Annotated in this window: 20 protein-coding genes; 9 read left to right on the plus strand and 11 right to left on the minus strand. The window is 70.9% G+C overall.

The features are described 5' to 3' along the window. Positions 1-435: 435 nt before the first annotated feature. A complete protein-coding gene (locus ACF06X_RS09175; protein WP_392286573.1) occupies positions 436-1,116 on the plus strand; it encodes an HNH endonuclease family protein in 681 nt (226 codons plus the stop codon). A gap of 75 nt (positions 1,117-1,191) precedes the next feature. Here ACF06X_RS09175 and gcl read toward each other — a convergent pair whose 3' ends face one another. Beyond that, positions 1,192-2,970 carry a glyoxylate carboligase gene (gcl, locus tag ACF06X_RS09180; RefSeq protein ID WP_392286902.1) on the minus strand — a complete coding sequence of 593 codons (1,779 nt, stop codon included), beginning with the start codon at positions 2,968-2,970 and terminating at the stop codon, positions 1,192-1,194. 468 nt (positions 2,971-3,438) lie between these two features. Between gcl and ACF06X_RS09185 the strand changes: the two genes are divergently transcribed. The 3 genes from ACF06X_RS09185 (at position 3,439) to ACF06X_RS09195 (ending at position 5,783) form a co-directional block, all read left to right on the plus strand. Beyond that, positions 3,439-4,281 (plus strand): hypothetical protein, encoded by an 843-nt coding sequence (locus tag ACF06X_RS09185; RefSeq protein WP_392286903.1) that lies wholly within the window; start codon positions 3,439-3,441, stop codon positions 4,279-4,281. A gap of 102 nt (positions 4,282-4,383) precedes the next feature. Then, positions 4,384-5,211, plus strand: coding sequence for a TIGR04222 domain-containing membrane protein (locus tag ACF06X_RS09190; protein ID WP_392286574.1), 828 nt, complete (start codon positions 4,384-4,386; stop codon positions 5,209-5,211). After that, positions 5,208-5,783 carry a GNAT family N-acetyltransferase gene (locus ACF06X_RS09195; protein WP_392286904.1) on the plus strand — a complete coding sequence of 192 codons (576 nt, stop codon included), beginning with the start codon at positions 5,208-5,210 and terminating at the stop codon, positions 5,781-5,783. The genes ACF06X_RS09190 and ACF06X_RS09195 overlap by 4 nt, the downstream gene beginning before the upstream one ends. Positions 5,784-5,793: 10 nt before the next feature. On the opposite strand, the gene ACF06X_RS09200 is transcribed toward ACF06X_RS09195, so the two are convergent. Together ACF06X_RS09200 and ACF06X_RS09205 are read right to left on the minus strand one after the other, a co-directional pair. Then, positions 5,794-7,425, minus strand: coding sequence for an AMP-binding protein (locus ACF06X_RS09200; RefSeq protein ID WP_392286575.1), 1,632 nt, complete (start codon positions 7,423-7,425; stop codon positions 5,794-5,796). Beyond that, positions 7,422-9,173: an AMP-binding protein gene (locus ACF06X_RS09205; protein WP_392286576.1), complete on the minus strand. Its 1,752-nt coding sequence runs from the start codon at positions 9,171-9,173 to the stop codon at positions 7,422-7,424. The genes ACF06X_RS09200 and ACF06X_RS09205 overlap by 4 nt, the downstream gene beginning before the upstream one ends. Positions 9,174-9,264: 91 nt before the next feature. Here ACF06X_RS09205 and ACF06X_RS09210 point away from each other — a divergent pair, with 91 nt between their 5' ends. Continuing rightward, entirely contained in the window at positions 9,265-10,104 is an 840-nt protein-coding gene (locus tag ACF06X_RS09210; protein WP_392286577.1) for a response regulator transcription factor, read from the plus strand. A 21-nt stretch (positions 10,105-10,125) separates the two neighbouring features. Here ACF06X_RS09210 and ACF06X_RS09215 read toward each other — a convergent pair whose 3' ends face one another. Beyond that, positions 10,126-11,247, minus strand: coding sequence for a winged helix DNA-binding domain-containing protein (locus ACF06X_RS09215; RefSeq protein ID WP_392286578.1), 1,122 nt, complete (start codon positions 11,245-11,247; stop codon positions 10,126-10,128). A gap of 143 nt (positions 11,248-11,390) precedes the next feature. Here ACF06X_RS09215 and ACF06X_RS09220 point away from each other — a divergent pair, with 143 nt between their 5' ends. Next, positions 11,391-12,518, plus strand: coding sequence for a magnesium and cobalt transport protein CorA (locus ACF06X_RS09220; protein ID WP_392286579.1), 1,128 nt, complete (start codon positions 11,391-11,393; stop codon positions 12,516-12,518). 37 nt (positions 12,519-12,555) lie between these two features. Here the strand turns inward: ACF06X_RS09220 and nhaA are convergent, their stop codons facing one another. Both nhaA and ACF06X_RS09230 read right to left on the minus strand, forming a co-directional pair. Further along, complete coding sequence (gene nhaA / locus ACF06X_RS09225; protein ID WP_392286580.1) at positions 12,556-13,857, minus strand: Na+/H+ antiporter NhaA; 1,302 nt, start codon at positions 13,855-13,857, stop codon at positions 12,556-12,558. Between the two features lie 234 nt (positions 13,858-14,091). Then, positions 14,092-15,636 carry an alanine/glycine:cation symporter family protein gene (locus ACF06X_RS09230; protein WP_392286581.1) on the minus strand — a complete coding sequence of 515 codons (1,545 nt, stop codon included), beginning with the start codon at positions 15,634-15,636 and terminating at the stop codon, positions 14,092-14,094. A 572-nt stretch (positions 15,637-16,208) separates the two neighbouring features. Between ACF06X_RS09230 and ACF06X_RS09235 the strand changes: the two genes are divergently transcribed. Beyond that, a complete protein-coding gene (locus ACF06X_RS09235) occupies positions 16,209-17,270 on the plus strand; it encodes a PucR family transcriptional regulator (RefSeq protein WP_392286582.1) in 1,062 nt (353 codons plus the stop codon). A 64-nt stretch (positions 17,271-17,334) separates the two neighbouring features. Here ACF06X_RS09235 and ACF06X_RS09240 read toward each other — a convergent pair whose 3' ends face one another. Beyond that, positions 17,335-18,054: a potassium channel family protein gene (locus ACF06X_RS09240; RefSeq protein WP_392286583.1), complete on the minus strand. Its 720-nt coding sequence runs from the start codon at positions 18,052-18,054 to the stop codon at positions 17,335-17,337. Continuing rightward, positions 18,047-19,420, minus strand: a complete 1,374-nt coding sequence (locus ACF06X_RS09245; RefSeq protein ID WP_392286584.1) for a TrkH family potassium uptake protein — start codon at positions 19,418-19,420, stop codon at positions 18,047-18,049. Before ACF06X_RS09245 ends, ACF06X_RS09240 begins: the two co-directional genes overlap by 8 nt. Positions 19,421-19,692: 272 nt before the next feature. Between ACF06X_RS09245 and ACF06X_RS09250 the strand changes: the two genes are divergently transcribed. Both ACF06X_RS09250 and ACF06X_RS09255 read left to right on the plus strand, forming a co-directional pair. Continuing rightward, positions 19,693-20,199, plus strand: coding sequence for a hypothetical protein (locus ACF06X_RS09250; RefSeq protein ID WP_392286585.1), 507 nt, complete (start codon positions 19,693-19,695; stop codon positions 20,197-20,199). 79 nt (positions 20,200-20,278) lie between these two features. After that, positions 20,279-21,712 (plus strand): flotillin family protein, encoded by a 1,434-nt coding sequence (locus ACF06X_RS09255; RefSeq protein WP_392286586.1) that lies wholly within the window; start codon positions 20,279-20,281, stop codon positions 21,710-21,712. A gap of 557 nt (positions 21,713-22,269) precedes the next feature. Here the strand turns inward: ACF06X_RS09255 and ACF06X_RS09260 are convergent. The 3 genes from ACF06X_RS09260 to kdpB all read right to left on the minus strand — a co-directional run bounded on the left by ACF06X_RS09260 (position 22,270) and on the right by kdpB (position 26,621). Continuing rightward, positions 22,270-23,682: a vanadium-dependent haloperoxidase gene (locus ACF06X_RS09260; RefSeq protein WP_392286587.1), complete on the minus strand. Its 1,413-nt coding sequence runs from the start codon at positions 23,680-23,682 to the stop codon at positions 22,270-22,272. A gap of 170 nt (positions 23,683-23,852) precedes the next feature. Next, positions 23,853-24,557 (minus strand): potassium-transporting ATPase subunit C, encoded by a 705-nt coding sequence (locus tag ACF06X_RS09265; protein ID WP_392286588.1) that lies wholly within the window; start codon positions 24,555-24,557, stop codon positions 23,853-23,855. Between the two features lie 6 nt (positions 24,558-24,563). Further along, on the minus strand, positions 24,564-26,621 hold the full coding sequence (kdpB, locus tag ACF06X_RS09270) for a potassium-transporting ATPase subunit KdpB (protein WP_392286905.1): 2,058 nt from the start codon (positions 26,619-26,621) through the stop codon (positions 24,564-24,566). Positions 26,622-26,684 lie beyond the last annotated feature (63 nt).

Here is a 26,684-nt window from a genome sequence, read left to right on the forward strand (position 1 = left end):
GTCCGGCCCGCCGGCCCGGATGAGGGGTGGTCGGCGGTACGGACAGCGTGAGGACCGCGGCGGTGCGCGAGCCAGTGCGGTGGTAAGGGCGAGCCGGGCCCCTTCTTGACCTGAAGGAAGGGTGCCCCGGACATCCCGTCGTCACCGCCGCGGTCCCAACGCCCCACCACCTCCCCCCTATGCTCCGCCCGGCGGCGCGAACGTCCTGTCGCGCCAGCCTCGCACCGTCGGGCGGGTTTCAGACGAGAGCGCGGAACCAGGTTTACGGTCCCTGGTTCCGCGCTCTTCTGCGTGCGCTCTCTCCGTGCGCCCCCGGGTGTTCCTCGTGTACGCCCCTCAGCGCATCGTTTCTGCGGTGAAGATCCACACCCGCTCGGGGGAGCGCACCGCGTTTCGGCCCCTGTGCGCCCCGTCCGCGCCGCTATCCCCTCGTACATGATGAAGAACGTGCTGCGCGGTCTGACCCCGCTCGCCCTGATCCTGTCCCCGCTGGCCGTGCCCTCCCCGGCCCTCCTGTCCCCCGCGCTCGCCGCCAACGTCGTCCTCCTCCCCGACGCCCTCGCCGACATCCCGGAGGCGACCGAGGACCCCGAGGGCTACCGGATGTCCGCGTTCCCCCACTGGAACGAGGGACGCGACCTCGCCGACGGCTGCGACACCCGCGCCGAGGTGCTCCTGGAGGAGGCCGTGGACGCCCCGACGACCGGATCGGGCTGCGTGCTCACGGGCGGCAGATGGACCTCGTACTACGACGGCCAGAACGTCACCGACTCCGCGTCCCTCCGCGTCGACCACGTCGTCTCCCTCGACGAGGCCTGGGAGTCCGGCGCCTCCGGCTGGACCGCGGCCCGGCGCGAGAGGTACGCCAACGACCTGGGCGCGCGCGGCACCCTCGTCGCCGTCACCGCCCGCAGCCAGAAGGACAAGGCCGGCCGTGACCCGGCCGACTGGCTCCCGTCCGAGTCCGCTCAGTACTGCCGTTACGTCACCGACTGGGTGAGCACCAAGCTGCGCTGGGGGCTGTCCGCCGACAAGGAGGAGATGGACGCCCTCAAGCTGCTCGCGGACGGCCCCTGCGAGGAGACCGTCGTGGTCCGCTCGAAGGCCCCTCAGTGAGTCGTCCGGACACAGAGCGGCCCCCGCTCCGATGCACTCGGGGCGGGGGCCGGTCCGTCAGGGTGAGGCTCGCGGTCAGACCTTGAGGGTCTTGATCGCGGTCGGCGCGTGGCCGGGCTCGGTGGCGAGCTCCTCGAACTCGGTGACGTCGCTCATGTCGACCGTCTTGCTCATCGCGATGTTGGTGATGCGCTCCAGGATGGCCTCGACGACGACCGGGACCTGGTGCTCGACGGCCAGCTTCTTGGCCTCCTCGAAGGCCTCGCCCAGCTTCTCCGGGTCGGTGACGCGGATGGCCTTGACGCCCAGGCCCTCGGCGACCTTGACGTGGTCGACGCCGTAGACGCCGATCTCCGGGGTGTTGATGTTCTCGAACTCGAGGTTGACCTCGAAGTTGATGCCGAGGCCGCCCTGCGCCTGACGGATCAGACCGAGGTAGGCGTTGTTCACCAGCACGTGGACGTAGGGGACCTTGTGCTGGGCGGCGACCGCCAGCTCCTCGATCATGAACTGGAAGTCGTAGTCGCCGGACAGCGCGACGATCGGGGTCTCCGGGTCGGCGGTGGCGGCGCCGATGGCGGCCGGGATGGTCCAGCCGAGCGGGCCGGCCTGGCCGCAGTTGATCCAGTGGCGCGGCTTGTAGACGTGCAGGAACTGCGCGGCGGCGATCTGGGAGAGGCCGATGGTGGTGACGTAGCGGGTCTCCGGGCCGAAGGCCTTGTTCATCTCCTCGTAGACGCGCTGCGGCTTGATCGGGACGTTCTCGAAGTGCGTACGGCGCTGCAGCGTGGCCTTGCGCTCCTGGGCGGAGGCGGCCCAGGCGCTGAAGTCCGGCAGCTTGCCCGCGGCCTTGAGCTCCTTGGCGATCTCGATGAAGAGCTCGAGGGCGGCCTTGGCGTCGGAGGCGATGCCGTAGTCCGGGGCGAAGATCTTGCCGAGCTGGGTGGGCTCGATGTCGACGTGGACGAACTTGCGTCCCTTGGTGTACGCCTCCATGTTGTAGCCCGTGTGGCGGTTGGCCCAGCGGTTGCCGATGCCGAGGACGAAGTCCGACTCGAGGAACGTCGCGTTGCCGTAGCGGTGCGCGGTCTGCACACCGACCATGCCGGCGGCCAGCTCGTGGTCGTCCGGGATGGTGCCCCAGCCCATCAGGGTGGAGATGACCGGGATGTTCGTCAGCTCGGCGAACTCGACCAGCAGGTCGGAGGCGTCGGCGTTGATGATGCCGCCGCCGGCGACGATCAGCGGACGCTCGGACTCCAGCAGGAAGTTCAGGGCCTTCGCGGCCTGGGCGCGGGTCGCCTGCGGCTTGTAGACCGGCAGCGGCTCGTAGGTCTCCGGGTCGAACTCGATCTCGGTCAGCTGGACGTCGATCGGCAGGTCGATGAGGACCGGGCCGGGGCGGCCGGAGCGCATCAGGTGGAACGCCTGCTGGAAGACGCCGGGGACCTGCGCGGCCTCCAGGACCGTGGTGGCGGCCTTGGTGACGGGCTTGGCGATCGAGGCGATGTCGACGGCCTGGAAGTCCTCCTTGTGGAGCTTCGAGACCGGGGCCTGGCCGGTGATGCACAGGATCGGGATCGAGTCCGCGATCGCGGAGTACAGACCGGTGATCATGTCGGTGCCGGCGGGGCCGGAGGTACCGATGCAGACACCGATGTTGCCGGCCTTGGCACGGGTGTAGCCCTCGGCCATGTGGGACGCGCCCTCGACGTGGCGGGCGAGGGTGTGGCTGATACCGCCGACGTTCTTGAGCTCGCGGTAGAAGGGGTTGATCGCCGCGCCGGGCACGCCGAACGCGTTGGTGACGCCTTCGCGCTTGAGGATCTCAACGGCCGCTGCGGCGGCGGTCATACGAGGCATGGGAGGGCTCCTGCTTCAACCGGCGGAACCGGGCGCGCCACCGTCTCTCGCGGTCTCGCGGAACCCGTTTCCGTATTGCGGAAGTATTGTTCTGCTATACGGAAGCAATGTAGGTCGGGGGGCCGAGAGCCGTCAAGGGAGTAGGGGTCGGCCGTTGGCCGAAGTCCCTCCCCTCGCGTGGCGGATTGGTGGACGATGGGGCGGGACGACAGGGGGTTGGGCGTGAGCTTCGGGGTGGGGTTCGGTATGGGTGAATCGGTACCGGTGCGCTGTCCGGAATGCCTCCGCACGCAGCGGTACGCGGCGCCGGTCTTCCCCTGCGCCTGCGGCGCTCCGGTCGCGCCGCCGGTCATAGCGGGCGTGACGGGCGAGCCCGTCACGCACCGCAACTGGACGGACGAGTGGGTCGCGGTGCGGTGCCTCTCCTGCGGCCGCGAGGACGAGTGGCCGCACCCGGAGCTGGGCTGCGCCTGCGGGGCGGTCCTGCGGGTGCCGGTCAGGGGGCCTGGCGAGGGAAAGGGCACGGGAGAAGGCGGTGGGGAGGGCCCGAGCGCGGCTGCGGGCGCGGGAGAGGGCCCGGGGGCGGGTGCGGGCCCGGGCGCGGGTGCGGGCCTCTCGGAGGCCGGGCCTGGGCCTGGGCCGGATCACGGGGCGGGGTCACCCCTCGCCATGGGTACGTGGGCGTGTACGGGCTCCGGCCCGGCCTCCGGCCCCGACGGCGCGCCCGGCCGCGACGGCGAGCCCGGCCCCGACGCCGGCCCCCACCCCGAGCCGGATACCGGTTTCGGTACGGAGGTCACGCCCTGGGCGGCCGAACCGGAGGCCCGGAGCGGCGTGCGTGGCGACGGCCACCGCCCCTTCGCCGAGCGCTACCCCGCCCACATACCGCTGCCGCCCACGGCCCGGCGCCCCGCCCCGCCGAGGCCCTCGTTCCGGCCGGTGACCATCCGTACGGCCAGGGACGCCGTCGCCGCGTCCGCCGGTTATCTGCGCTGGCTGGGCTTCCGGGACGTCGTCCAGCCCGAGGAGCGGTCCGCGTCCGGCGTCGACCTGCGGGCCCCGGGGCTCGTCGCCCAGGTCGACCCGAGCACCCGCCCCGCCACCCCGAAGGCCGTGGAGTGCCTCTGGCTCACCGGGCTCAGCAATTCGTCCGTGAGCGTCTTCTTCTCCCTCGCCGGCTACACCCCGGAGGCCCGCTCCCGCGCCGACGAGCTCGGGATCCCCCTCTTCGTCCTGGACCTGACGGGCACCCCTCAGCCCGTCAACGCCCCCGCCGACGAACTGATCATCACCGGCGCCTAGAGGCCGCCCCCGGCCCCACGCACGCCGCCCCGATCTGAATTCGGCCATTCACGCGTGATGATCATGCTTCCCCGGGCACAACACTCTCGGGGGGTGGGCGTCATGCCGACGGCAATGTGGTGGTTCATCGGCGCGTCCTGCGCGCAAATGCTGGGCGCGGTGGCTCTGCTGCGCACGCGCGGCCCGGAGCAGGGCGAACTCGCCCCGCAGGCGCTCGCGCTGCTCCGTGGCGGGCGGCTGGCCGCCGTCACCGTGGCGCTCGTGGCGCTGCACCAGCGCGGGGCCGTGGCCGCCGGCCGGAAGGGAACGATTCGGGCCAATGGCGGCCCCGGGCGAACCCGTGACCCCATTCAGCTCGGCGTGCACGGTTCACTTCAACGGGCGCTGGGAGTAAGGGCGCTGGCCTCCCGCCCCGAGGCGCGGCGGGCCGTCGACGAGCTGCGGGCCGAGCTCGACCGGGCCGGGCTGCTGCGTCCGCTCGGGCGCCTGCGGGCGGCGCGCGTGCTGCTCCTCGGCGCGGCGGCGACGATCCCGGCGGGGCTCATGCTCACGGCACACACCGGCACGGAGTTCGCCCTCGCGGCCGGTGTCGGCGCCGTGCCGGGCATCGCCGCGCTCGTGCTGCTCCGACTGCCCTCGACGCCCCGCGCCGCGCGCGACCTCCTCGCGGGCCTGCGCGAACGCCACCCCCTGCCGGCCCACCGCCGGGAGGTGACGGACGGCCGTCTCGTGCAGCTGTACGTGGCGCTCTACGGCGATCCGGCGCTCGCCCTCTTCCTGCCGCGCTTCTCGCGTGACGGCGGGCTGCTCGGCCAGGGCGGCGACGACGACGGCTACGCCGGCCGCCGCCACGGAAGGGGGGCCGGAGGAGGAGGGGACCGAGGAGGAGCGGCCGGAAGCGGTGTCGGCGGGGGCGGCGGCTCGGACTGACCTCGCGCCATACTCGTCGTATGCGCATCCGAGCGGCCGCACCGGCCGAACTCCCGCTGCTCCAGGACATCGAACGGGCCGCGGGCGAGCCCTTCCGCTCCCTCGGCATGGCGGTCATCGCCGACGACGAACCCCTGCCGCTGGACGTCCTGGAGGCCTACCGGCTCGCCGGCCGCGCCTGGGTGGCCGCCGACGAGGCCGACCGGCCGGTCGCGTACCTGCTGACGGACACGGTGGACGGCGCCGCCCACATCGAGCAGGTGTCCGTGCACCCGGCCGCTGCCCGCCGGGGCATCGGCCGTGCGCTCATCGAGCACCTCGCGGCGGGGGCCGCGGCGCGGGGCCTGACAGCGGTCACCCTGACGACCTTCACGGAGGTCCCCTGGAACGCCCCGTACTACACCCGCCTCGGCTTTCGGGCCCTCACGGAGTCCGACCCGGCCCTCACCGCCGGCCTGCGCGCCATCCAGCGGGCCGAGGCCGCCCACGGCCTGGCGACCTGGCCCCGGGTCTGCATGCGCCGCGATCTCGTCCCGACCCCCCGCCCGCGCCCTCGACCCTCGGCCGGCTGAGCCCGCACGGTCACGCCCCGTCTTCCCCGAAGCGCTGCCTCAGCTCCACCTTGCGCACCTTGCCGCTGACCGTCAGGGGGAACTCGCCGAGGATCTCCACCCTCCTCGGGATCTTGTAGTGCGCGAGCCGGTCGCGGCAGAAGTCCGTGATGTCCTCGAGAGTGGGCGGGTCGGCGGGGTCGCGCGGGATCACGCAGGCCAGGATCTCCTCGCCGTAGCGCTCGTCGGGGACGCCGACGACCTGGACGTCGGCGATCTTGTCGTACCCGTGGAGCAACTCCTCGATCTCGCGCGGGTACACGTTCTCGCCACCCCGGATGATCATGTCCTTGATGCGGCCGACGATCTGGACGTAACCGTCCTCGCGCATCACGGCCAGGTCGCCGGTGTGCATCCAGCGGCCCGCGTCGACGGCCTCGGCGGTCTTCTCCGGCTCGTTCCAGTAGCCCAGCATGACGCTGTAGCCGCGGGTGCACAGCTCTCCGGCGGTCCCCCGGGGCACGGTGAGGCCGGTGGCCGGGTCGACGACCTTCACCTCGACGTGCGGCATGACGCGGCCGACCGTGCCCGTCCGGCGTTCGAGGTCGTCGTCGCGCCGGGTCTGGGTGGAGACCGGCGAGGTCTCCGTCATGCCGTAGCAGATGGACACCTCCGCCATGTTCATCTCGGCGACCACCCGCTTCATCACCTCCACCGGGCAGGGCGAGCCGGCCATGATCCCGGTCCGCAGCGTGGAGAGGTCGTACGAGGCGAAGTCGGGGAGGTTCAGCTCGGCGATGAACATCGTCGGCACGCCGTACAGCGAGGTGCACCGCTCCTCCTGCACCGCGCGCAGAGCCGCGGCGGGGTCGAAGGACGGGGCCGGGATCACGATGCAGGCGCCGTGCGAGGTGGCCGCGAGGTTCCCCATGACCATGCCGAAGCAGTGGTAGAAGGGGACGGGGACGCAGATGCGGTCATGCTCGGTGTAGGCGATCATCTCGCCCACGAAGTAACCGTTGTTGAGGATGTTGTGGTGGGAGAGGGTCGCCCCCTTGGGGAAGCCCGTGGTGCCCGAGGTGTACTGGACGTTGACCGGCTCGTCGCAGGACAGCTCGGCCGGCCGGAGGCCACCTGCCGTACGGCTGAGGAGCGCGTCCCAGCTCGCGTCGCCGAAGTAGACCGTCTCGCGCAACTCCGGGCACTCACCGCCGACTTGCCCGACCATCGCGCGGTAGTCGCTCGTCTTGTGCGCCAGCGAGGCGAAGAGCAACGAGACCCCTGCCTGCCGCAGGACGTACTCCAACTCGTGGGCGCGGTAGGCCGGGTTGATGTTCACCATGATGGCGCCGATGCGGGCGGTCGCGTACTGGACGAGCACCCACTCGGCGCAGTTGACCGCCCAGATCCCCACCCGATCGCCCTTGGCGACCCCGCTGCCGAGCAGAGCGGACGCCAGGCGCTCGACGTCGGCGCCGAATTCGGCGTACGTCCAGCGGCGTCCGGTCGGGACGTCGACCAGCGCCTCACGGTCGGGCCAGGTGGCGACGGCGCGGTCCAGATTGGCCCCGATGGTGTCGCCGAGGAGCGCGGTGCCGGACACCCCGTGGGCGTACGAGAGTTCCCCCGAGGCTTCCCACCGCTGCGTCGCGTCGCTGCTCATGCGAGGTCACCCTCCACGTACTCCTTGCCGCCGCCTTCCGCCGTCAGCCGCCGCAGCTCCACCCGCCGGATCTTGCCCGAGACGGTCTTGGGCAGCTCGGCGAACTCGATGCGCCGCACCCGCTTGTACGGGGCGAGGACCGCGCGCGAGTGCGCGAAGAGGAGCCTCGCGGTCTCCTCGTCCGCCTCCCAGCCCGCCGCGAGGACGACGTACGCCTTGGGGACGGCGAGCCGCACCGGGTCGGGGGCGGGGACGACCGCCGCCTCGGCCACCGCCTCGTGCTCCAGGAGGGCGCTCTCCAGCTCGAACGGCGAGATCTTGTAGTCGGAGGCCTTGAATACGTCGTCGGCGCGCCCGATGTACGTGATGTAGCCGTCGGCGTCGCGGGAGCCGATGTCGCCGGTGCGGTAGTAGCCGCCGGCCATCGCCTCGGCCGTGCGCTCCGGGTCCCCGTGGTAGCCGGTCATCAGACCGACCGGGTCGGTGGAGAGGTCGAGGCAGATCTCGCCCTCCTCGACGTCCGCGCGACCGCTCACCGGGTCGACCAGCGTGACCCGGAAGCCGGGGCTCGGCCGGCCCATGGAGCCCTCCTTGAGGCGCTGGCCGGGGCTGTTGGAGACCTGCACGGCGGTCTCGGTCTGTCCGAAACCGTCCCGGATGGTGACGCCCCAGGCCCGGCGCACGGACTCGATCACCTCGGGGTTGAGGGGCTCGCCGGCGGCGACGACCTCGCGCGGGGGCTTCCTCAGCTGCGTCAGGTCGGCCTGGATCAGCATGCGCCAGACGGTCGGCGGCGCGCAGAAGCTGGTGACGCCGCCGCGCTCCATCTCGGCCATCAGCCGCGCCGGGTCGAAGCGCGTGTAGTTGTGGATGAAGACGGTCGCCTCGGCGTTCCAGGGGGCGAAGAGGTTGGACCAGGCGTGCTTGGCCCAGCCCGGCGAGGAGATGTTCAGGTGCACGTCGCCGGGCTGGAGGCCGATCCAGTACATGGTGGCGAGGTGGCCGATGGGGTACGAGGTGTGGGTGTGCTCGACGAGTTTGGGGCGGGCGGTCGTGCCGGAGGTGAAGTAGAGCATCAGCGGGTCGTCGGCGAGGGTGACGCCGTCGGGGACGAAGGCCGCGGACTCGTCGTACGCCCGCTCGTAGCGGAGCCAGCCCGTCCGCCCGGCGGTGCGGTCACCGGCACCGGAACCGTCACGGTCACCGTCACCGTCACCGTCACCGTCACCGTCACCGTCACCGTCACCGACGACGATCCGGGTGTACTCCCCCGGTACGTCGTCGAACTTGGCGGTGTCCTCGGCGCGCACGATCACATGCCGGGCCCGGCCGCGCTCGACGCGGTCCCGCAGGTCGGCGGGGCCCAGGAGAGGAGTGGCCGGGATGACGACGGCGCGCAGCTTCATGGCGGCGAGCGAGGTCTCCCACAGCTCGGCCTGGTTGCCGAGCATGACGACGATCCGGTCCCCGGCCCGTACGCCTTGGGCGCGCAGCCAGTTGGCGGCCCGGTCCGAGCGGGCGGACATCTCGGCGAAGCTCAGCTTCGTCTCGCCGCCGTCCTCCTCGACGATGTGGAGGGCGGTCCTGTCGTTGCCGGCCGCGATGACGTCGAACCAGTCGAGGGCCCAGTTGAACCGGTCGGGGCGCGGCCAGGCGAAGCCCTCGTAGGCCGTCTCGTAGTCCTCGCGGTGCCGCAGCAGGAAGTCGCGGGCGGTCCGGAACCTCTCCGTGGCGGTGGCTTCCGTCATGTGTCCTCCTCGTTGCGGGACCGGTCACGGACATCGTGTAATCAGTGACCCAGGTCTCACTACCCCCGTTCGGGGGTGAAGGAGTGGTTCCGTGCCCGAGCGGATGGAAGTGGTGGAGATGCGCGCGGCGCTGCTGCGGCTGCGCCGGGCCACCGGGCTCCAGGTGGTCTTCGGCGGACTGCCGCAGGACGGCCGCGTGCTGCGGATCGCGGAGCTGAACGGGGCGGTGACCCCGGCCCTGCACGGCCTGGCGATCTCGGCCGGCAGTGGCCTTGGCGGCAAGTGCCTGGCTCTGGCGCGGCCCTGCGCGGTCACCGACTATCCGTCGGCGCGGCACATCACCCACGAGTACGACGGGCCGGTGTCGGCGGAGGGTCTGCGTTCGGTGATCGCCGTGCCGGTGGTCGTACGGCGGAAGGTGCGGGGCGTGCTGTACGGAGCGCTGCGGGACGCCCTCCCGCTCGGCGAGCGGGTCTTCGACGCGGCGGTGGCGGCGGCGCGGGACGTGGAACAGGCGCTGGCGGTACGGGACGAGATGGGGGGCGAGGTGCGGCGGCACCTGCCGGAGCCCCCGTCCGGCCCTTCCTGGGAGGAGGTCCGGCAGGCGCACGGCGAGCTGCGGGAGCTGGCGGCCCGGATCGAGGACCCGGAGTTGCGCGGGCGGCTGCTCGCGGTGTGCGGCCGCCTGGAGACGGCGTCGGCCGTGGCGCCGGGCGGGGCGCCGGGCGGCGCGGGCGTGAGGTTGACGCCGCGGGAGCTGGACGTCCTGGCGGCGGTGGCCCCGGGGGCGACGAACGCGGCGGCGGCGGAGCGGCTCGGGCTGCGCCCGGAGACGGTGAAGGGCTATCTGCGCTCGGCGATGCGGAAGCTGGGTGCGCACACCCGGATGGAGGCGGTGGTGGCGGCCCGCAGGGCGGGCGTGCTGCCGTAGCCCCGGCCGACAAGACACCCCCTAGGCCTCCGTCTCCCCACTGCCGAAGACGATGTCGTACGGAAGCTCCGGCGGGGCCATGACTCCCAGCATCCGCTCGGCCTCCTGCGTCAGCTCGGCGCGCTGGGCCCTGCTCGTACGGTCGAAGGGCTGGATGGTCATCGTCGTGCGCTGTCGGGTCTCCTCCAGGCGCCACAGCCCGGCGAGGAGGCCGTCGAGCAGGAAGCAGCAGGAGGCCTGGTTGCCCTTCCAGGTGAGGTTCCTGGCGTCGCCGGGTACGACGCGGCCGCGGTCGGCGTGGGAGAGGAGCAGGTTGTCGAACTCCGGCAGGAAGCGCGGCGGTGCCGGGGTGTCCTCGTCGGGGCGGGGCGCGTCGGGCAGGTCGAAGAGTTCGGTGCCGTGCTCGTCCTGGAAGGTGAGGAGCCGGGGCCGCAGGCGCTCGAAGGCGTCGCGGAGGCGGGTGAGGCCGCACCAGGTCTGCATGTCCTTGACGGAGGCGGGCCCGAAGGCGGCGAGGTAGCGCAGGACGGTTTCGTCGGGTGCGGGGACGGCTCCGGCGGGCCGGCCGAACCAGGTCTCGGCGGTGGTCAGACGGACCTGCCCGCTCTGGCGCCACAGGCCGCGGGGGGTGACCTGGACCAGCGGGAGCAGGCAGCGGGCGGCGACGGAGAGAGCCTGCGGATCGGCGTCGGGCCACTCGACGAGGAGGGCCTCGCGGATCTCCTTCGGCGTACGGGGCCGCTCCTCGACCAGTTCCCGGGCGAGGACGGCGAGCCGGTCGAGGTCGACGCCGACGAGGCCTTTGCGGAAGATGCCGAGCTCGCGGTCGCGGGCCGCCTGGACCAGGGGGCGCAGGGTGAAGACGTCGTCGGCGGTGTGGGTGTGGATGGTGGAGCGCATGGTGACGATCCGGCCGACCTCGCGGGCCTCCATGAGCGCGGAGAGGTCTTCGGGCCGGAATCCGTCGAGCCGGGCGGCGAGGGCGTAGTACGGCGGCTTGGTGTTCTGCGCCTGGAGCCCGAGGAGGTGGGAGACGGCATCCTTCGCGGACATCGCGGCGGGGGTGAGGAGCAGCTGGCGGGCGAGCGTGGCGCGGCCCAGCGCGCGGGTGGAGAGGACCGGGTGCGTCGTCTTGGAGGCCATGCGTGGCACGCTACTCCGGCTTGCGGACAGGTACGGTCCGCAATTCCGGGGGGCGACCCGGGCGCCACCACACCGGCACGATTCACCCCGTATATCCTGCCGGGAGACCCTGGCCCGATCATGTACGCGGAGGTGTACCCACGATGTCGGAGCGCCGCCCCCGCGCCGCCTGGCGCCGCCAGCCGGAGCCCCCGGCCGCCGGACCGCCGGCCCGGCCGTCCGCGAAGGCCCTCGCCGCTCCGCCGGACACGCCGAGCGTGGTGCAGGCCACGCTGTACCGGGACGGCCGCCGGGTCGCCTCCCCCGGTTCGCTCGCGGAGACCTTCCGTCAGCTGCGGCAGTACCCGGACGGCATGGCGTGGATCGGCCTGCACCGCCCGACGGAGTCTGAACTGCACTCCCTGGCCGGGGAGTTCGACCTCCATGAACTGGCGATCGAGGACGCGCTCGAGGCCCATCAGCGCCCGAAGCTGGAACGTTACGGCGACACCCTCTTCGTCGTGCTGCGGGCGGCCCGCTACCTCGACGCCCAGGAGGAGGTCGACTTCGGCGAGCTGCACGTCTTCGTGGGCCGGGATTTCGTCATCACCGTCCGCCACGGAGCGGCCCCTGACCTCTCGGCGGTCCGCCACCGCATGGAGGAGAACCCGGACCTCCTGGCGCTGGGCCCGGAGGCGGTGCTGTACGCGATCCTCGACGCGGTGGTGGACGGCTACGCCCCGGTCGTGGCGGGCGTCCAGAACGACATCGACGAGATCGAGACCGAGGTCTTCGGCGGCGACCCGTCCGTCTCCCGCCGCATCTACGAACTCTCCCGCGAAATGGTCGAGTTCCAGCGCGCGACCCGCCCCCTGGTCGCCATGCTCCACGGCCTGATGGCCGGCTTCGCCAAATACGGCACGGACGAGGAACTCCAACGCTACCTCCGCGACGTCGCCGACCACGTCACCCACACCAGCGAACGCGTCGACGGCTTCCGCCAGGCCCTGACCGAAATCCTGACGGTGAACGCGACCCTGGTGACCCAACAACAGAACGCGGAGATGCGCGCGTTGGCGGAGGCAGGCTTCGAGCAGAACGAGGAGATCAAGAAGATCTCCTCCTGGGCGGCCATCCTCTTCGCCCCCACCCTGGTCGGCACGATCTACGGCATGAACTTCGACGCGATGCCGGAACTGAAGTGGGCGTACGGCTACCCCTTCGCGATCCTGCTGATGGCGGGGGTGTGCACGAGCCTGTACTTCATCTTCAAGCGGCGCGACTGGCTGTAGACCGGTGGCGGACCTCCAGGTCCGCCACGAGGGACGTTCATCCGGAGCTGCTGGACCGTGTGCTGGTCTGGTAGATGTCGGGGATGCCGTCGGCGTCCTCGTCGCGTTCCTCCTCTTCCCAGAGCTGCTTGTAGACGCGGTTGCGGCGGCGCAGGAGGACCGCGGCGAGGACGGCGGCGATGAGGGAGCCGGCCAGGACGGCGGCCTTGACGTGTTCGCCGGCGGCCGGGTCCGGGAAGGCCAGTTCGCCGATGAGGAGGGCGACGGTGAAGCCGATCCCGGCCAGGGTCGCGAGGCCCAGGACGTCGGCCCAGGCGAGGTCGGGGTTGAGCTCGGCGCGGGTGAAGCGGGCGGCGAAGTAGGTGCCGAGGAAGATGCCGAGGACCTTGCCCGCGACGAGGCCGATGACGACGCCGAGGGGTTCGGGGTCGGTGAAGACGTGGCCGAGTGCGGCGCCCGACACGCCGACGCCTGCGGCGAAGAGGGCGAAGAGGGGGACGGCGACACCCGCCGAGACGGGGTGGACGAGGTGGGAGACGCGGGCGGCCGGGGAGGCTTTCTCGCCCTTGTCGCGGGTGGTGCGCAGGATGAGGCCCATGGCGACTCCGGCGACGGTCGCGTGGACACCGGAGTTGTACATCAGCGCCCAGGTCGTGACGCCGAGTGGCACGTACCACCACCAGCCGCGTATCCGGAAACGCTGGAGCGCGTAGAAGAGGGCCAGGCCGGCGAACGCCCCGCCCAGGGCCCAGAAGTTGAGGTCCGAGGTGAAGAAGACGGCGATGATGAGGATGGCGCCGAGGTCGTCGACGACGGCCAGGGTGAGCAGGAACGCCCGCAACGCCGAGGGCAGATGAGTGCTGATCACCGCGAGGACGGCGAGCGCGAAGGCGATGTCGGTGGCCATCGGAACGGCCCAGCCCGCCAGGCTTCCGCCGCCCGACGCGGCGACGAGGAGGTAGAGCGCTGCCGGTACGACCATTCCGCAGAGGGCGGCGATGACGGGCAGTGCGGCCGTGGCGGGGGTGCGCAGTTCGCCGACGACCAGTTCACGCTTCAGCTCGATGCCCGCGACGAGGAAGAAGATCGCGAGGAGGCCGTCGGCGGTCCAGTGCCCCACCGACAGGTCCAGGCCGAGGGCGGGTATGCCGAAGTGGAAGTCACGTATCTGCTCGTACGTTTCGCTCCACGGGCTGTTCGCCCAGACGAGGGCGACGACAGCGGCGGCGAGGAGGACCAGCCCGCCCACGGTCTCGGTCCGGAGCGCCTCGGAGATCGCCTGCCGTTCGGGCCATGGCAGCACGCCGAGGAGGGGGCCGCGCTGGCGTGGCTGCGTCATGGGATGAGCCTCCGGGAGGGGGTGTCGACAGATGGGCACACAGGTCCCTCGGACGCCGACCAGACTTCCCGGCACACCAGCATCATTTTGATGCGTTCTTCACACCCTATCGGGTGACCGAGGGTCTCACCATTGCGTCCCTCACCTGCCGGGACGGGCGAGAGGGCCCGTGACCACCAAGGCGCGAGGTGGGTACGGGCCCTCTCGAGGGGCCGGGCCGCCGGGGGGGGGCGGTCAGACGGTGGTCTTCACCGGCTCCTGGTCGGGGTCGGCCTCGTCATCGGTGTCGAGGCCGGCGTCGCGCTTCTTCACGAAGGCGAGGAACGAGTTCAGCTCGCGCTTGACGACCGGGGCGAGGAGGTACAGGCCGATGATGTTGATGACGGCGAGCATGAAGAGCACCGCGTCGGCCATGTCGATGAGGGTCTGGAGCGTGAGCAGGGAACCGGCCACCGCGAACACGGTGTAGAGCACCTTGAAGGTCAGCTCGCTGCCCTTGCTGCGGCCGAACAGGTGCGTCCACGCCTTCATGCAGTAGTAGCCCCAGGTCAGCACCGTGGAGATGGCGAACAGCATCACCGCGATGGTGAGGATGTACGGGAACCAGGGCAGGACCGTGGCGAAGGCGTCGGAGGTGATGGTCACGCCGCCGATGGACTCACCGCCGTTACGGAGCTCGACATAGCTGGCCGGGTTGGCGATGACGATCGTCAGCGCGGTCATGGTGCAGATGACGACCGTGTCGATGAACGGCTCGAGGAGCGCGACCAGGCCCTCGCTCGCGGGGTGCTTCGTCTTCACCGCGGAGTGGGCGATCGGGGCGGAGCCGAGACCGGCCTCGTTGGAGAACGCGGCCCGCTTGAAGCCGATGATCAAGGCGCCGAGGACACCGCCGGCGACGCCCTGCGGGTTGAAGGCGCCCTCGATGATCGTGGAGATCGCGGTGGGGATGGCGCTCGCGTTGACGGCGATGACGACGAGACAGGCGGCGATGTAGATGCCGGCCATGGCGGGCACCAGCTTGCTGGTGACGGAGGCGATGGAGCGGATGCCGCCGAGGAGCACGATGCCGACGAGGGCCGCGATCAGGATGCCGAAGAACAGCGCACCGGCCGACGAGCCCATCAGGCCGTCGTCGCCGCCGGTGACGGAGACCAGCTGCGCGTAGGACTGGTTGACCTGGAAGAGGTTGCCGCCGAAGAGACCGAAGAACAGGATCATGAAGGAGGCGAGGACCGCGAGGACCTTGCCGAGGGTCTTGCCGTTCTTGCCGAAGCGCTCGGTCAGGCCCTTGGGCAGGTAGTGCATGGGGCCGCCGGAGACGGTGCCGTCGGCGTGCACCTCGCGGTACTTCACACCGAGGGTGACCTCGACGAACTTCGTGGCCATGCCGAGGAGCCCGCAGAGGATCATCCAGAACGTGGCGCCGGGACCACCGATGGAGACGGCGACGGCCACGCCCGCGATGTTGCCGAGGCCGACCGTGCCGGAGACGGCGGCCGTCAGGGCCTGGAAGTGGTTGACCTCACCGGCCGACCCCTTCTCGTCGTACTTGCCGCGCACGACGTCGACCGCGAGGCGGAACTTGCGCAGCTGGACGAAGCCGAACCAGCCGGTGAAGACGACGCCGGCCACGACGAGCCAGGCCACGATCAGCGGCAGCTGGGTACCGCCGACGGGGACGGAGTAGAAGACGATGTCGCCGAGCCACTTGGCTATGGGCTCGAAGAAGCCGCTGACGGCGTCGTCGACGGACTGGGTGAAGGAATCGAGTGACACGGTGGGGACCTCAGTGCGCAGGACCGGCGCGCGGGAGGCTGCGCCGGTGAGGGTGCGGTGTGTGAGCGAACGCCGCTGTCCGATCGGCGACCAGAGGAGTCACGTCCGTGGACTCGGAGCGTGATCACCTTGAGCGGTACTGCCGGTGCGTGCCGGCACTACGCAGGATGGCGAGGGGTGGTGCCACCTGCGGAGTTGCGCATTCCTACCACGACACGACCCCTCTGTCGTGTGATGCAGATCACGCTACGTACGGTGATCTCAGGAAAGCCCAGGAGCTGTGATGCGACCGTTATCCGGACAGCGCTGTCCGTTCACCGTGCATCTAATTTCGCTGGTCAGGAGCCTGCGGCGAAACACCCCTGTCGGTGTGCGGCCTGGCACGGTCGGGTCGCCGGCCGCGAAGCGTGGCGGGAAGCCTGACGCGAAGCCGTCCGAAGGCGGCGGAGACCGCGATCATCAGCACGGCGGGCGAGAGCGGCGCCGTCGCGAGCGCCGGCGAGCGACGTGCCAGTCTTGATCCCCGCACGTCAAGAGCTTGTCAGAGACGCATCAGGAATCCGGGAGGGACCGTGACGGCGAGAGGGCCGGCCGAAGAGTACCTGGAGGGGTACGCCGAGATCCTCAGGGGTGTGTGCACGGCTCGCCGCAGGCTCACCCGGGAGGAACGCGAGGCCCTGCGCTCACTCGGGGAGCGAGCCGCGGAGGCCGGCATCGGACTGCGGGTCCTCGTCCGGGCGCATCTCTCCGCCGCTCAGCGGGTACGTCCCGAGTTGCCGCCGGCCGGCGCGGACCATCTCCTGTCCGCCGTGGAGCAGGCCGTCGACGCCTTCGCCGAGGGACACGAGCGAGCGCAGCATGTCGCGATGCGGCAGGAGGAGGCCGCCCGGCGCGAGTTCATCGACGACCTCCTCTACGGCCGGAGTGACCTCGGCAGGCTGGCCGAGCGCGCCGAGCGCTTCGGGCTGCTCCTTTCCCACGCCCACGCCGTGGCCGTCGCGCAGGGCCCGGAACCGTACAGCGACGGTTACGCGGTCACCCGTACCGTCGAGTCCTCGCTCGTGGCCCGCTTCGGCAATCGCCGCATTCTGCTCACCACCAAGGACGGGCGGTTGATCTGCATCGCACCGGCGGACGAACCCGAGGTGCTGGCCCACTTCGCCAAGCAGGCGCACGCCGCGACCGACGGCGGCCAGGTCGCCATCGGCCGGTCCCACCCGGGCGCCGGTGGCGTCGTCCACTCCTACGAGGAAGCCCTCAACGCTCTCGACCTCGCCGCCCGCATGAACCTGGACGAACCCGTCCTGCACGCCGCCGACCTGCTCGTCTACCCCGTCCTCACGCGCGACCGACAGGCCATGGCCGACCTCGTGGGCACCGTCCTCGGCCCGCTCCAGCAAGCACGCGGCGGCGCGAAGCCGCTCCTGGACACCCTCACGGCGTACTTCGACACCGGCTGCGTCACCGCGCAGGCGGCCCGCCGCCTCAGCCTCAGCGTGCGGGCGATGACCTACCGCCTGGACCGCATCCACCGCCTGACCGGCGCGGACCCTGGTGATCCCGTCCAGCGCTACACCCTCCAGACGGCCGTCGTCGGCGCCCGCCTGCTGGACTGGCCCGACCAGCAGCTGTGACCACGGGGCGGCCGTGGCCGCTGAGGTGGGGGTGTGGTGTGCACCCTTGGGTCGATCCTCGTCGTCAGGGCAGCTCGGTGAAGGTTTCCACCGCCCCGGTCTTGCCGGTGACGACGATGATGTCGCCCTCCTCGACGACCGTGTCGGCGGTGGCGTAGGTGAAGTCCTCGCCGGGGCGCTTGATCCCGACGACGGTGATGCCGTACGCGCTGCGCACCCTGGACTGGCCGAGAGTCTGTCCGGTGGCGACCCTGGGGGCGACGGTCTTGACGAGGGCGTAGTCGTCGTCGAACTCGATGAAGTCGAGCATGCGGCCGGTGACGAGGTGGGCGACGCGCTCGCCCATCTCGTGCTCGGGAAGCACGACGTGGTGCACGCCGAGGCGTTCGAGGATCTTGCCGTGCTGACGGCTGATGGCCTTGGCCCAGATGTTGGGGACGCCGGCTTCGAGGAGGTTGGAGCTGACGAGGATGCTCGCCTCGATGTCGCTGCCGATGCCGACGACGGCGCTGGAGAACTCGTGGACGCCGAGCTGGTTCAGGACTTCGGGGTCGGTGGAGTCGGCGACGGCGGCGTGGGTGAGGCTGTCGCTGTACCTCTGTACCAGTCGGGCGTCGGTGTCGATGCCGAGGACGTCCCAGCCCCGGCGCATCAGCTCGTTGGCCAGCGAGCTGCCGAAGCGCCCCAGACCGATGACGGCCACGCGCTGGTCACCGGCGGGCCGGAGCGGTTCGGCGGGCCGTTGGCGGCGCCGCTTGCGCAGGTTGTGGAGGTAGTTAGCCAATGACGGGTCGCTCCTCGGGCAGTTCGTACCGTCGCGTGCGTTCGCGCAGCGCGAGCGCGGAGACCAGCGTGATGGGACCGATGCGCCCGACGAACATCAGGGCGACCAGGATGAGTTGTCCGACGGCGGGCAGGTCGGCGGTGATGCCGGTGGACAGGCCCACGGTCGCGAAGGCGGACACGGCCTCGAACAGCACCGCCTCGAACGGCGCCTTGCTCACCGAGAGCAGGGCGAGAGTGGCGCTCATGACGATCCCCACGCCGAGGAGCGCCACCGTCAGGGCCTGACGCAGCACGTGCGGGGCGAGACGCCGGCCGAGGACGACGGAGTTCGGCTCGCCGCGCACTTCGGCGAGGATCGCGGCGGCCAGGACGGCGAAGGTGGTGACCTTGATGCCACCCGCGGTTCCCGCGCTGCCGCCGCCGATGAACATCAGCACGCACGTCGTCAGGAGGGTGGAGGCCTGCAGGGCGCCGATGTCAAGGGAGTTGAAGCCCGCGGTGCGGCTCATCGCCGAATGGAAGAAGCTGTTGAGGAGCTTGCCCCAGACGTCATGCGCACCGAGCGTGGCCGGGTTGCTCCACTCGAGCAGGCCGGTGAGCACCGTGCCGAGCACCAGCAGTACGGCGCTGGTGAGGACGGTGAGCTTGGTGTGCAGCGTCCAGTTCTTCCGGCCGGTGGTGCGGGCCCTGTTGCGGTGGCGCAGCATCTCCAGCAGGACCGGGAAGCCGATGCCGCCCAGGATGACGGCGACGGCGATCGGCAGGGTGACCCACGGGTCCTGGGCATAGCGAGTGAGATTGTCCGCGTGCAGGCCGAAGCCCGCGTTGTTGAACGCGGACACGGCGTGGAAGAAACCGAGGTAGACGGCCTCGCCGATGCCGTTTCCGTACGCGAAACGGAACCGCAGCGCCAGGAAGGCGCCCACGGCCAGCTCGACCATCAGCGTGGTGCCGGCGACGCCGAGCAGGACGCGGCGTACGTCTCCGATGCCCAGGCTCTTCGTCTCGGCCTGCGCCGTCAGCTGCATGCGCAGCCGCAGCCGGCCCGAGACCAGCAGGGCGAGAAGCGAGGCCATCGTCATGATGCCGAAGCCGCCGACCTGGATCAGGGCCAGGATGACGCCTTCGCCGAAGCCGCTCCAGTACGTGCCCGTGTCCACGACCGCGAGGCCTGTCACGCAGACGGCGGATGTCGACGTGAACAGCGCGGTCAGAACGCTGGGGGCGCCGCCGTCCTCGGCCGCGAGCGGCAGCGTCAGCAGGACCGTGCCGACCGCCACGACGCCGGCGAAGGCGAGGACGACGGTCCGGGCGGGATGCGCCGAGAAGAACGAGCGCGCACGGTGCTGTGCGACGGTGACCACGGTTCCGAGGCCTCCTTTCCGGCGGTTGCGCGATGCCTCACTACTGATGCCTCACGTACTGACGACGCGTCAGCCGACGCGTCAAGAACGGCCGCCACCCTACCCGCGCCTCTGCTGAGGGGACGGCATGCCGCGTTGTCGACGGCGCCGGCCGTGTGGGGACGGCATTAAGAAGGCGTAAAGATTGCCGGATTCCGGCAGTGAACACCTGTGCTGCTCCGTGAAACCATCCCTGGACAACGGGAGAGGCGAGGCGGGGGCGGGTGGCGTACATGGGCTGGTTTCTCGGTCTCGGCATCGCGGGTCTTGTGCTTCTGGTCCTGGCGTTGGTCTTCGACGGGGTGCTGGAAGGCGTCCTCGACTCGATCGGTGGCGGTCTCGACGGGTTTCTTTCCTTGCCGGTGATCGCCGGGTTCGTGTCGGCGCTCGGGTTCACGGGCGCGATCGTCCTGGGGACCACGGGTACGGGGGCGGGGGGCGCCGCCGGTGCGGGCGCGGTTGCGGGGGTCGTCGTGGGGTGGGTGACCTGGCGGTTCAGCCGTGCCCTCCTCCGGGACGGCGCCGCGCCCGCACCGCGTGGCCGGGATCTGACCGGTACGTCGGGTTCGGTGGTGACGGAGATCCCGGCGGGCGGGTACGGCGAGGTGCTGCTGTATCTCGCGGGCCAGCCGGTGAAGTACGCGGCGAAAGCGGCGACTCCCGTCACGCGAGGCACCGAAGTGTGGGTGGAGTCCGTGCTCTCACCGACATCCGTCGCCGTCCGCCCGGTCGAGCGCTGACCGGGCGCCGCGTTCCGTTCTTTTCATTCTGTTCTTTTTCATTCTGATCGAATTCATTCTGATCGAAGGGGGTTTCTTCATGAGCCCTGTCCTCACCGCCGTGGTGGGCATCGTCGTCCTTCTGGTGCTGCTCGGACTCGTCGTCATCACCCGCTACAAGGTCGCCGGGCCCAGCGAGGCGTTCATCATCACCGGCCGGCGCGGCAAGCAGGCCACCGACCCGCAGACCGGCCGCGTGTTCACCGACAACAGCGGCCAGAAGGTCGTGGTCGGCGGCGGCGTGTTCGTCGTGCCGTTCGTCCAGCAGAAGTTCACCCTCGACCTCTCCAGCCGGCACATCCCCGTCGCCGTGCGCGGCGCGGTCACCCTGCGCGGGGTGAAGGCCAATCTGGAAGGCGTCGCGATCGTCAAGGTCGGCGGCACCGAGGACTCGATCCGGGCCGCCGCCCAGCGGTTCCTGATGCAGCAGGACGGCATCGTCGGCTTCACCCAGGAAGTGCTGTCCGGCGCGCTGCGCTCCATCGTGGGCCGGATGTCGGTCGAGGACATCATTCGCGACCGGGCCGCGTTCGCCGGTCAGGTCGCGGAAGAGGCGGAGGCCAGCCTCTCCGGTCAGGGCCTGGTCCTGGACGCGTTCCAGATCCAGGACATCACCACCGAGGGCTCCTATCTGGAGGACCTCGGCCGCCCGGAGGCCGCCCGCGCCAAGCAGGAGGCCGACATCGCCGAGGCCGTCGCCCGCCGCGCCGCCGAACAGGCCCGGCTCAAGGCGGAGGAGGAGATCGCCATCGCGCAGCGGACCCTGTACCTGAAGCAGGCCGAGATCAAGGCCCAGACCGACGAGGCCGCCGCCCAGGCGAATGCCGCGGGGCCGCTCGCCGAAGCCGACCGCCAGCAGCAGATCCTCGCCGAGCAGGAGAAGGTCGCCGAACGGCAGGCGGCACTGACCGACCGTCAGCTCGACACGCAGGTCCGCAAGCCCGCCGACGCCGCCCGCTACCAGGCCGAACAGGAGGCCGAGGCGCGCCGGATCGCCCTGGTCAAGCAGGCCGAGGCCGACGCCCAGCGCTCCCGCCTGACCGGTGAGGGCGAGAAGGCCCACCGCGCGGCGCTCGCCGACGCCGTACGCATCGAGGGCGAGGCCCAGGCCGCCGCCATCGCCGCCAGGGGCTCCGCCGAGGCCGAGGCCATGCGGAAGAAGGCCGACGCGTTCGCCCAGTACGGCGACGCCGCCGTCCTCCAGATGCTCGTCGAGGTCCTTCCCCAGGTCGTCGCCAAGGCGTCCGAACCGCTCTCCGCCATCGACAAGATGACGGTCATCTCCACCGACGGGGCGAGCCGGCTGTCCCGAACGGTCGCCGACAACGTGGCCCAGGGCATGGAACTCCTCTCCTCCACCACTGGAGTGGACCTGGCCCAGCTCCTCCAGGGCATCACCCAGAAGAAGCCCGTGCCGGCCCCCGCCCCGGCGACGACACCCGCCGACAACGGAGCCGTCGAGATCACCGATTAGGACAGGTCCTCAGAGGGGCCGGTGCACCGCGGTCGACACCTCCGGCCCGCGCCACACGCGGGTCACCGTCACCAAGGGCGAATACGACGCCCTACGGAAGCAGGAGCAGCGGCCCATGTTCGCGATCTACGGGCTCATTGCCGCGGGCGGCGGCGCCTTCACTCTCGTCGTCGCGGAGCTCGACGCCTCCACCCGGCTCCCGGCCCGTGCCCCTGCCCCTGCGGAGGGGGCATGAGCCTCCACCCGCAGGGCCGCCGAGTTCCGGCCGGTCACCGCCTCACACCACGACGGCGAACACCGGCAACTGCTGTGGGAACTCCACCCCGGCTACGTCCTGCGCCCGGAGGACCGCGTCGTCATCGCCGTCACGCGCCGCGGCTCGCCGAACTCCTGGGACGGCATCGGGCGGACGCGGACCACTGACCCGCGTCCGTCCGATGCCGGTGCCCCCGCCAGGCCGCCAGGTGGAGCTGCCGGGCGTCCGCTCCGGCCCGGGGGGAGCGCGGGTTCACACCGTGCGCCAGGGGACGGCATCGGGCCAGGACGTGCCCGCCCGCTCAGAGCGTGCGCAGCTTGGTGGTGAAGACGTGGTGGGCGATCTTGTCGCCGAGGGTGAGGCCGTCCTCGGCGTCCCACGGGAAGTGGACGCCGAGCCAGATCCTGCTGTACGCGTCCTCCCGGGCGGCGGCGCTGAAGCTCGTGAAGTGACGGGACTTGACCGGCGAGCGCGGCTCGTCGGTGGTCATGTCGAAGGCGATGCCGTCCGAGCCGAAGTACCGCGTCATGATGCCCGCCCAGGCCGCTCCGAACGTGGCGTGGCCGGAGGCCCACGCGGGGAAGCAGGGGGTGACGTTGACCCCGGCGGGGTTCTTCAGGAGGGGCTTCCACTCCGGGTCGAGCCCGCCTTCCCGGATGGCGGAGACCGGGCGCCACAGGTCGATGGGCGTCAAGAACTTCACGTCGCGGACAGCGATGCCGGCGTCGGCCATCGCGATCGACACGAGGGCGAACAGCTTCGCGTTCTGGTACGTGTTCAGCCCGCGCGTGGTGGCGATCTCGCGGGTGGCCTGGAGGAGCTGGCCGGGCGGCTTGTACGTGCCGTCGTTGTCGTTGGCCCAGAACCAGGCGGCGGCCTCCTGGTCGGGAGTGCGATTGATCACCGGGGTCTTCGCGGTCGGCTTGTCGGCGCCGGCCGCCCGGACGGCCTCCACCTGCGCCTTGTAGACGTCGCCGGCGAGCAGCTTCTCGTACGTGCCGTAGAGCCCGGGGGTCGGCGGCCGGAACTGCGATCCGGAGGTGAGGGCGAAGGGCTTGACCAGTCCCCAGTACGGCGTGACGGCCTGGCTCGCCTGGGTGCAGCTCGGGTCCTGCATGTCCGGGTAGCTCGTCGGCCGCCAAGCCCCCGGCGCGGAATCGCCGGCATAGACGCGGTTGTCGTCCGAACCGTCGCCGTTGCGGGCATCCATCATCTGGGTCACCATCTTGCCGACGACGGTGGCGTCGAGGAGGTCGAACTCGGTCGGCTCGGTGCCGAACCGCTCCCGGAAGCGGGCGTCGAGGTAGGCCGTCTGGTTCTTGCCGTAGAGCTTGAGCAGGATGTTGTAGGCCGTGCGCCCGACGACCCGCTCCTCCTCGTCCGGTCCCTCGAGCCAGCCGGCGTACTTCTCGGCGTGGATGTACGGCTCGGAGGTGATCCGGCCCTTCCACTTGAGCTGGTAGGAGCTCTCGGCGTCGTAGATCGCCGCGTTCATCATGGCCGCGGCGCGCGCCATCGGCCCGGGGCCGCCGCCCTCGCGCCGGACCACGTTCAGCAGGACGTCGTTCCAGTAGTGGACGGGATCCTTGATCGTCTGCGGTGGCAGGGCCGCCTGCGCGGGCTGCGGGGAGGCCGCCAGAAGCGTCCCGGTCGTGGCGAGGACGGCGGCGACCGCCAGGGCTCTGAGCCGGTTGCGTCGCGGAGTGGGTGCCATCACGATGCTCCTTTGTGACCACGTCGGCTGATCACCACACGTCTGGTGGCGCGCGAGAGCATGGCGCGCCCAGTGCGCGGACCGGCTCCGTACCGGCGCGGAATGGCCGACCCCGCGCCCGTAGATGACCGAAAAGCCGGTGCCCCCACCGCCAGACGTCGCGATGGGCCTCAGCCGGCAGGCGCGATGGGCGTACTCCGGCCGCCCTTCTGACGCAGGCGTTCCTTCAGGGCGAGGTTGAGCTGGAGGACGTTGACGCGGGGTTCGCCGATGAAGCCGAGGAGGCGGGTGTCGGTGTGGGCGGCGACGAGCTGTTCGACCTGGGGGACGGGGAGGCCGTTGCGTTCCGCGACGCGGGGGATCTGGAGGGTCGCGTACTCCGGGGAGATGTGGGGGTCCAGGCCCGAGCCGGAGGAGGTGACGGCGTCGGCGGGGACGTCCTCCGGTCTCACCGTGTGGGTGGCGGTGGAGTTGTCCCTGATCACCGCCGCCTTGGCGGCCTTGACCCACTGGATCAGGTCGGCGTTGTCGGCGGAGCGGTTCGTCGCGCCGGAGAGGATCAGGTCGTACCGCGTGTTGAGGGTGTTGGAGCCCAGGCCGTTCGAGGGGCGGGGCTGGAACCAGCGCAGGTCCGGGGCCGGAGTCGCGTCGCCGTCCTTCGTCGGCAGGTCGTAGCGCTGGCCGATGAGTTCCGAGCCGACGGTCCTGCCGCTCGCGTCCTTGATCTCGGAGCCGTTCGCCTTGTGGGGGAAGAGGCCCTGGGCGAGGCCCGTGACGGCCAGCGGGTAGAGCACGCCGCACACGACGGTGAGGACGAGGAGGGCCCGGAGTCCCGCCCACAGGACACGGCCGGTGTTCGCTGCTGAGTTGTTCATCGTGGGTCAGCCGATTCCGGGGATGAGGGAGAGGAGCAGGTCGATGAGTTTGATGCCGACGAACGGGGCGATCAGGCCGCCCAGACCGTAGACGCCGAGGTTCCGGCGGAGCATCGAGTCCGCGCTGGACGGGCGGTAGCGCACGCCCTTCAGCGCCAGCGGGACCAGAGCCACGATGATCAGCGCGTTGAAGACGACGGCCGACAGGATCGCCGACTCCGGGGAGGCGAGGCCCATGATGTTGAGCCTGTCCAGCGACGGGTAGGCCACCGCGAACATCGCCGGGATGATCGCGAAGTACTTCGCCACGTCGTTGGCGATCGAGAATGTCGTCAACGCTCCCCGGGTGATGAGGAGTTGCTTGCCGATCTCGACGATTTCGATGAGCTTGGTCGGGTCGGAGTCGAGGTCGACCATGTTGCCGGCCTCCTTCGCGGCCGACGTGCCCGTGTTCATCGCCACGCCGACGTCCGCCTGGGCGAGCGCCGGGGCGTCGTTCGTACCGTCACCCGTCATCGCGACGAGCTTGCCGCCGGCCTGCTCGCGCTTGATGAGGGCCATCTTGTCCTCGGGGGTGGCCTCGGCGAGGAAGTCGTCGACGCCCGCCTCCTCGGCGATGGCCTTCGCGGTCAGCGGGTTGTCACCCGTGATCATGATCGTCTTGATACCCATACGGCGCAGCTCGTCGAACCGCTCCCGCATGCCCTCCTTGACGACGTCCTTCAGGTGGACGACCCCGAGCACCCGCGCGCCCCTGTCGTCCTCCACGGCCACCAGCAGCGGCGTGCCGCCGGCCTGGGAGATCGTGTCGGTGAGTGTCCGGGTGTCGGCGGCGACGGTGCCGCCCTGCTCCTCGACCCAGGTGATGACCGAACCGGCCGCGCCCTTGCGGACCTTGCGGCCGTCGACGTCCACACCCGACATACGGGTCTGGGCGGTGAAGGGGATCCACTCGGCGTGGGCGATCTCGCCCTGGTGACGTTCGCGCAGGCCGTACGTGTTCTTCGCCAGGACCACGATGGAGCGGCCCTCCGGTGTCTCGTCCGCGAGGGAGGAGAGCTGGGCGGCGTCGGCGACCTCCGCCTCCGTCGTCCCGCGCACGGGGACGAACGCGGCGGCCCGGCGGTTGCCGAGCGTGATGGTGCCGGTCTTGTCCAGGAGCAGTGTGGAGACGTCGCCGGCGGCCTCGACGGCCCGGCCGGACATGGCGAGGACGTTGCGCTGAACCAGCCGGTCCATGCCCGCGATGCCGATCGCCGAGAGCAGCGCGCCGATCGTGGTCGGGATCAGGCAGACCAGCAGAGCCGTGAGGACGATCAGCGACTGCTCGGCACCCGCGTAGATCGCGAAGGGCTGCAGGGTGACCACGGCCAGCAGGAAGACGATGGTGAGGGCCGCCAGGAGGATGTTGAGGGCGATCTCGTTGGGGGTCTTCTGCCGGGCCGCGCCCTCGACCAGGCTGATCATCCGGTCGATGAAGGTCTCCCCCGGCTTGGTCGTGATCTTGACGACGATCCGGTCGGACAGCACCTTCGTACCGCCGGTCACGGCCGAGCGGTCGCCGCCGGACTCGCGGATGACGGGGGCCGACTCGCCGGTGATCGCGGACTCGTCGACGGACGCCACACCCTCGACGACGTCCCCGTCGCCGGGGATGATGTCGCCGGCCTCGCAGACCACCAGATCACCGATGCGCAGCTCGGTGCCGGGGACCTTCTCCTCGCCCGTCGCGGCGAGGCGGCGGGCGACGGTGTCGGTCTTGGCCTTGCGGAGCGTGTCCGCCTGCGCCTTGCCACGGCCCTCGGCCACCGCCTCCGCCAGGTTGGCGAAGATCGTGGTCAGCCACAGCCAGGCGGTGATCGCCCAGCCGAACCAGTCCCCCGGGTTCGCGACCGCCAGCACGGTGGTGACCACCGAGCCGACAAACACCACGAACATCACGGGCGACTTGACCATCACGCGGGGGTCGAGCTTGCGCATCGCGTCCGGGAAGGACGCGGCCACCTGCTTCGGGTCGAACAGGCCCCCGCCGACCCGGCCGGCCGGCGGCCGCCCCCCGGCCATCGTGTCCTCGTGCTTCTCCACGTCGGTCTTCTGTGCGTCCGTCTTCTCCACGTCGGTCGTCTT

Origin of the sequence: Streptomyces sp. NPDC015346, assembly GCF_043078785.1 — a bacterium.
In the GTDB taxonomy this organism is placed as follows: Bacteria; Actinomycetota; Actinomycetes; order Streptomycetales; family Streptomycetaceae; genus Streptomyces.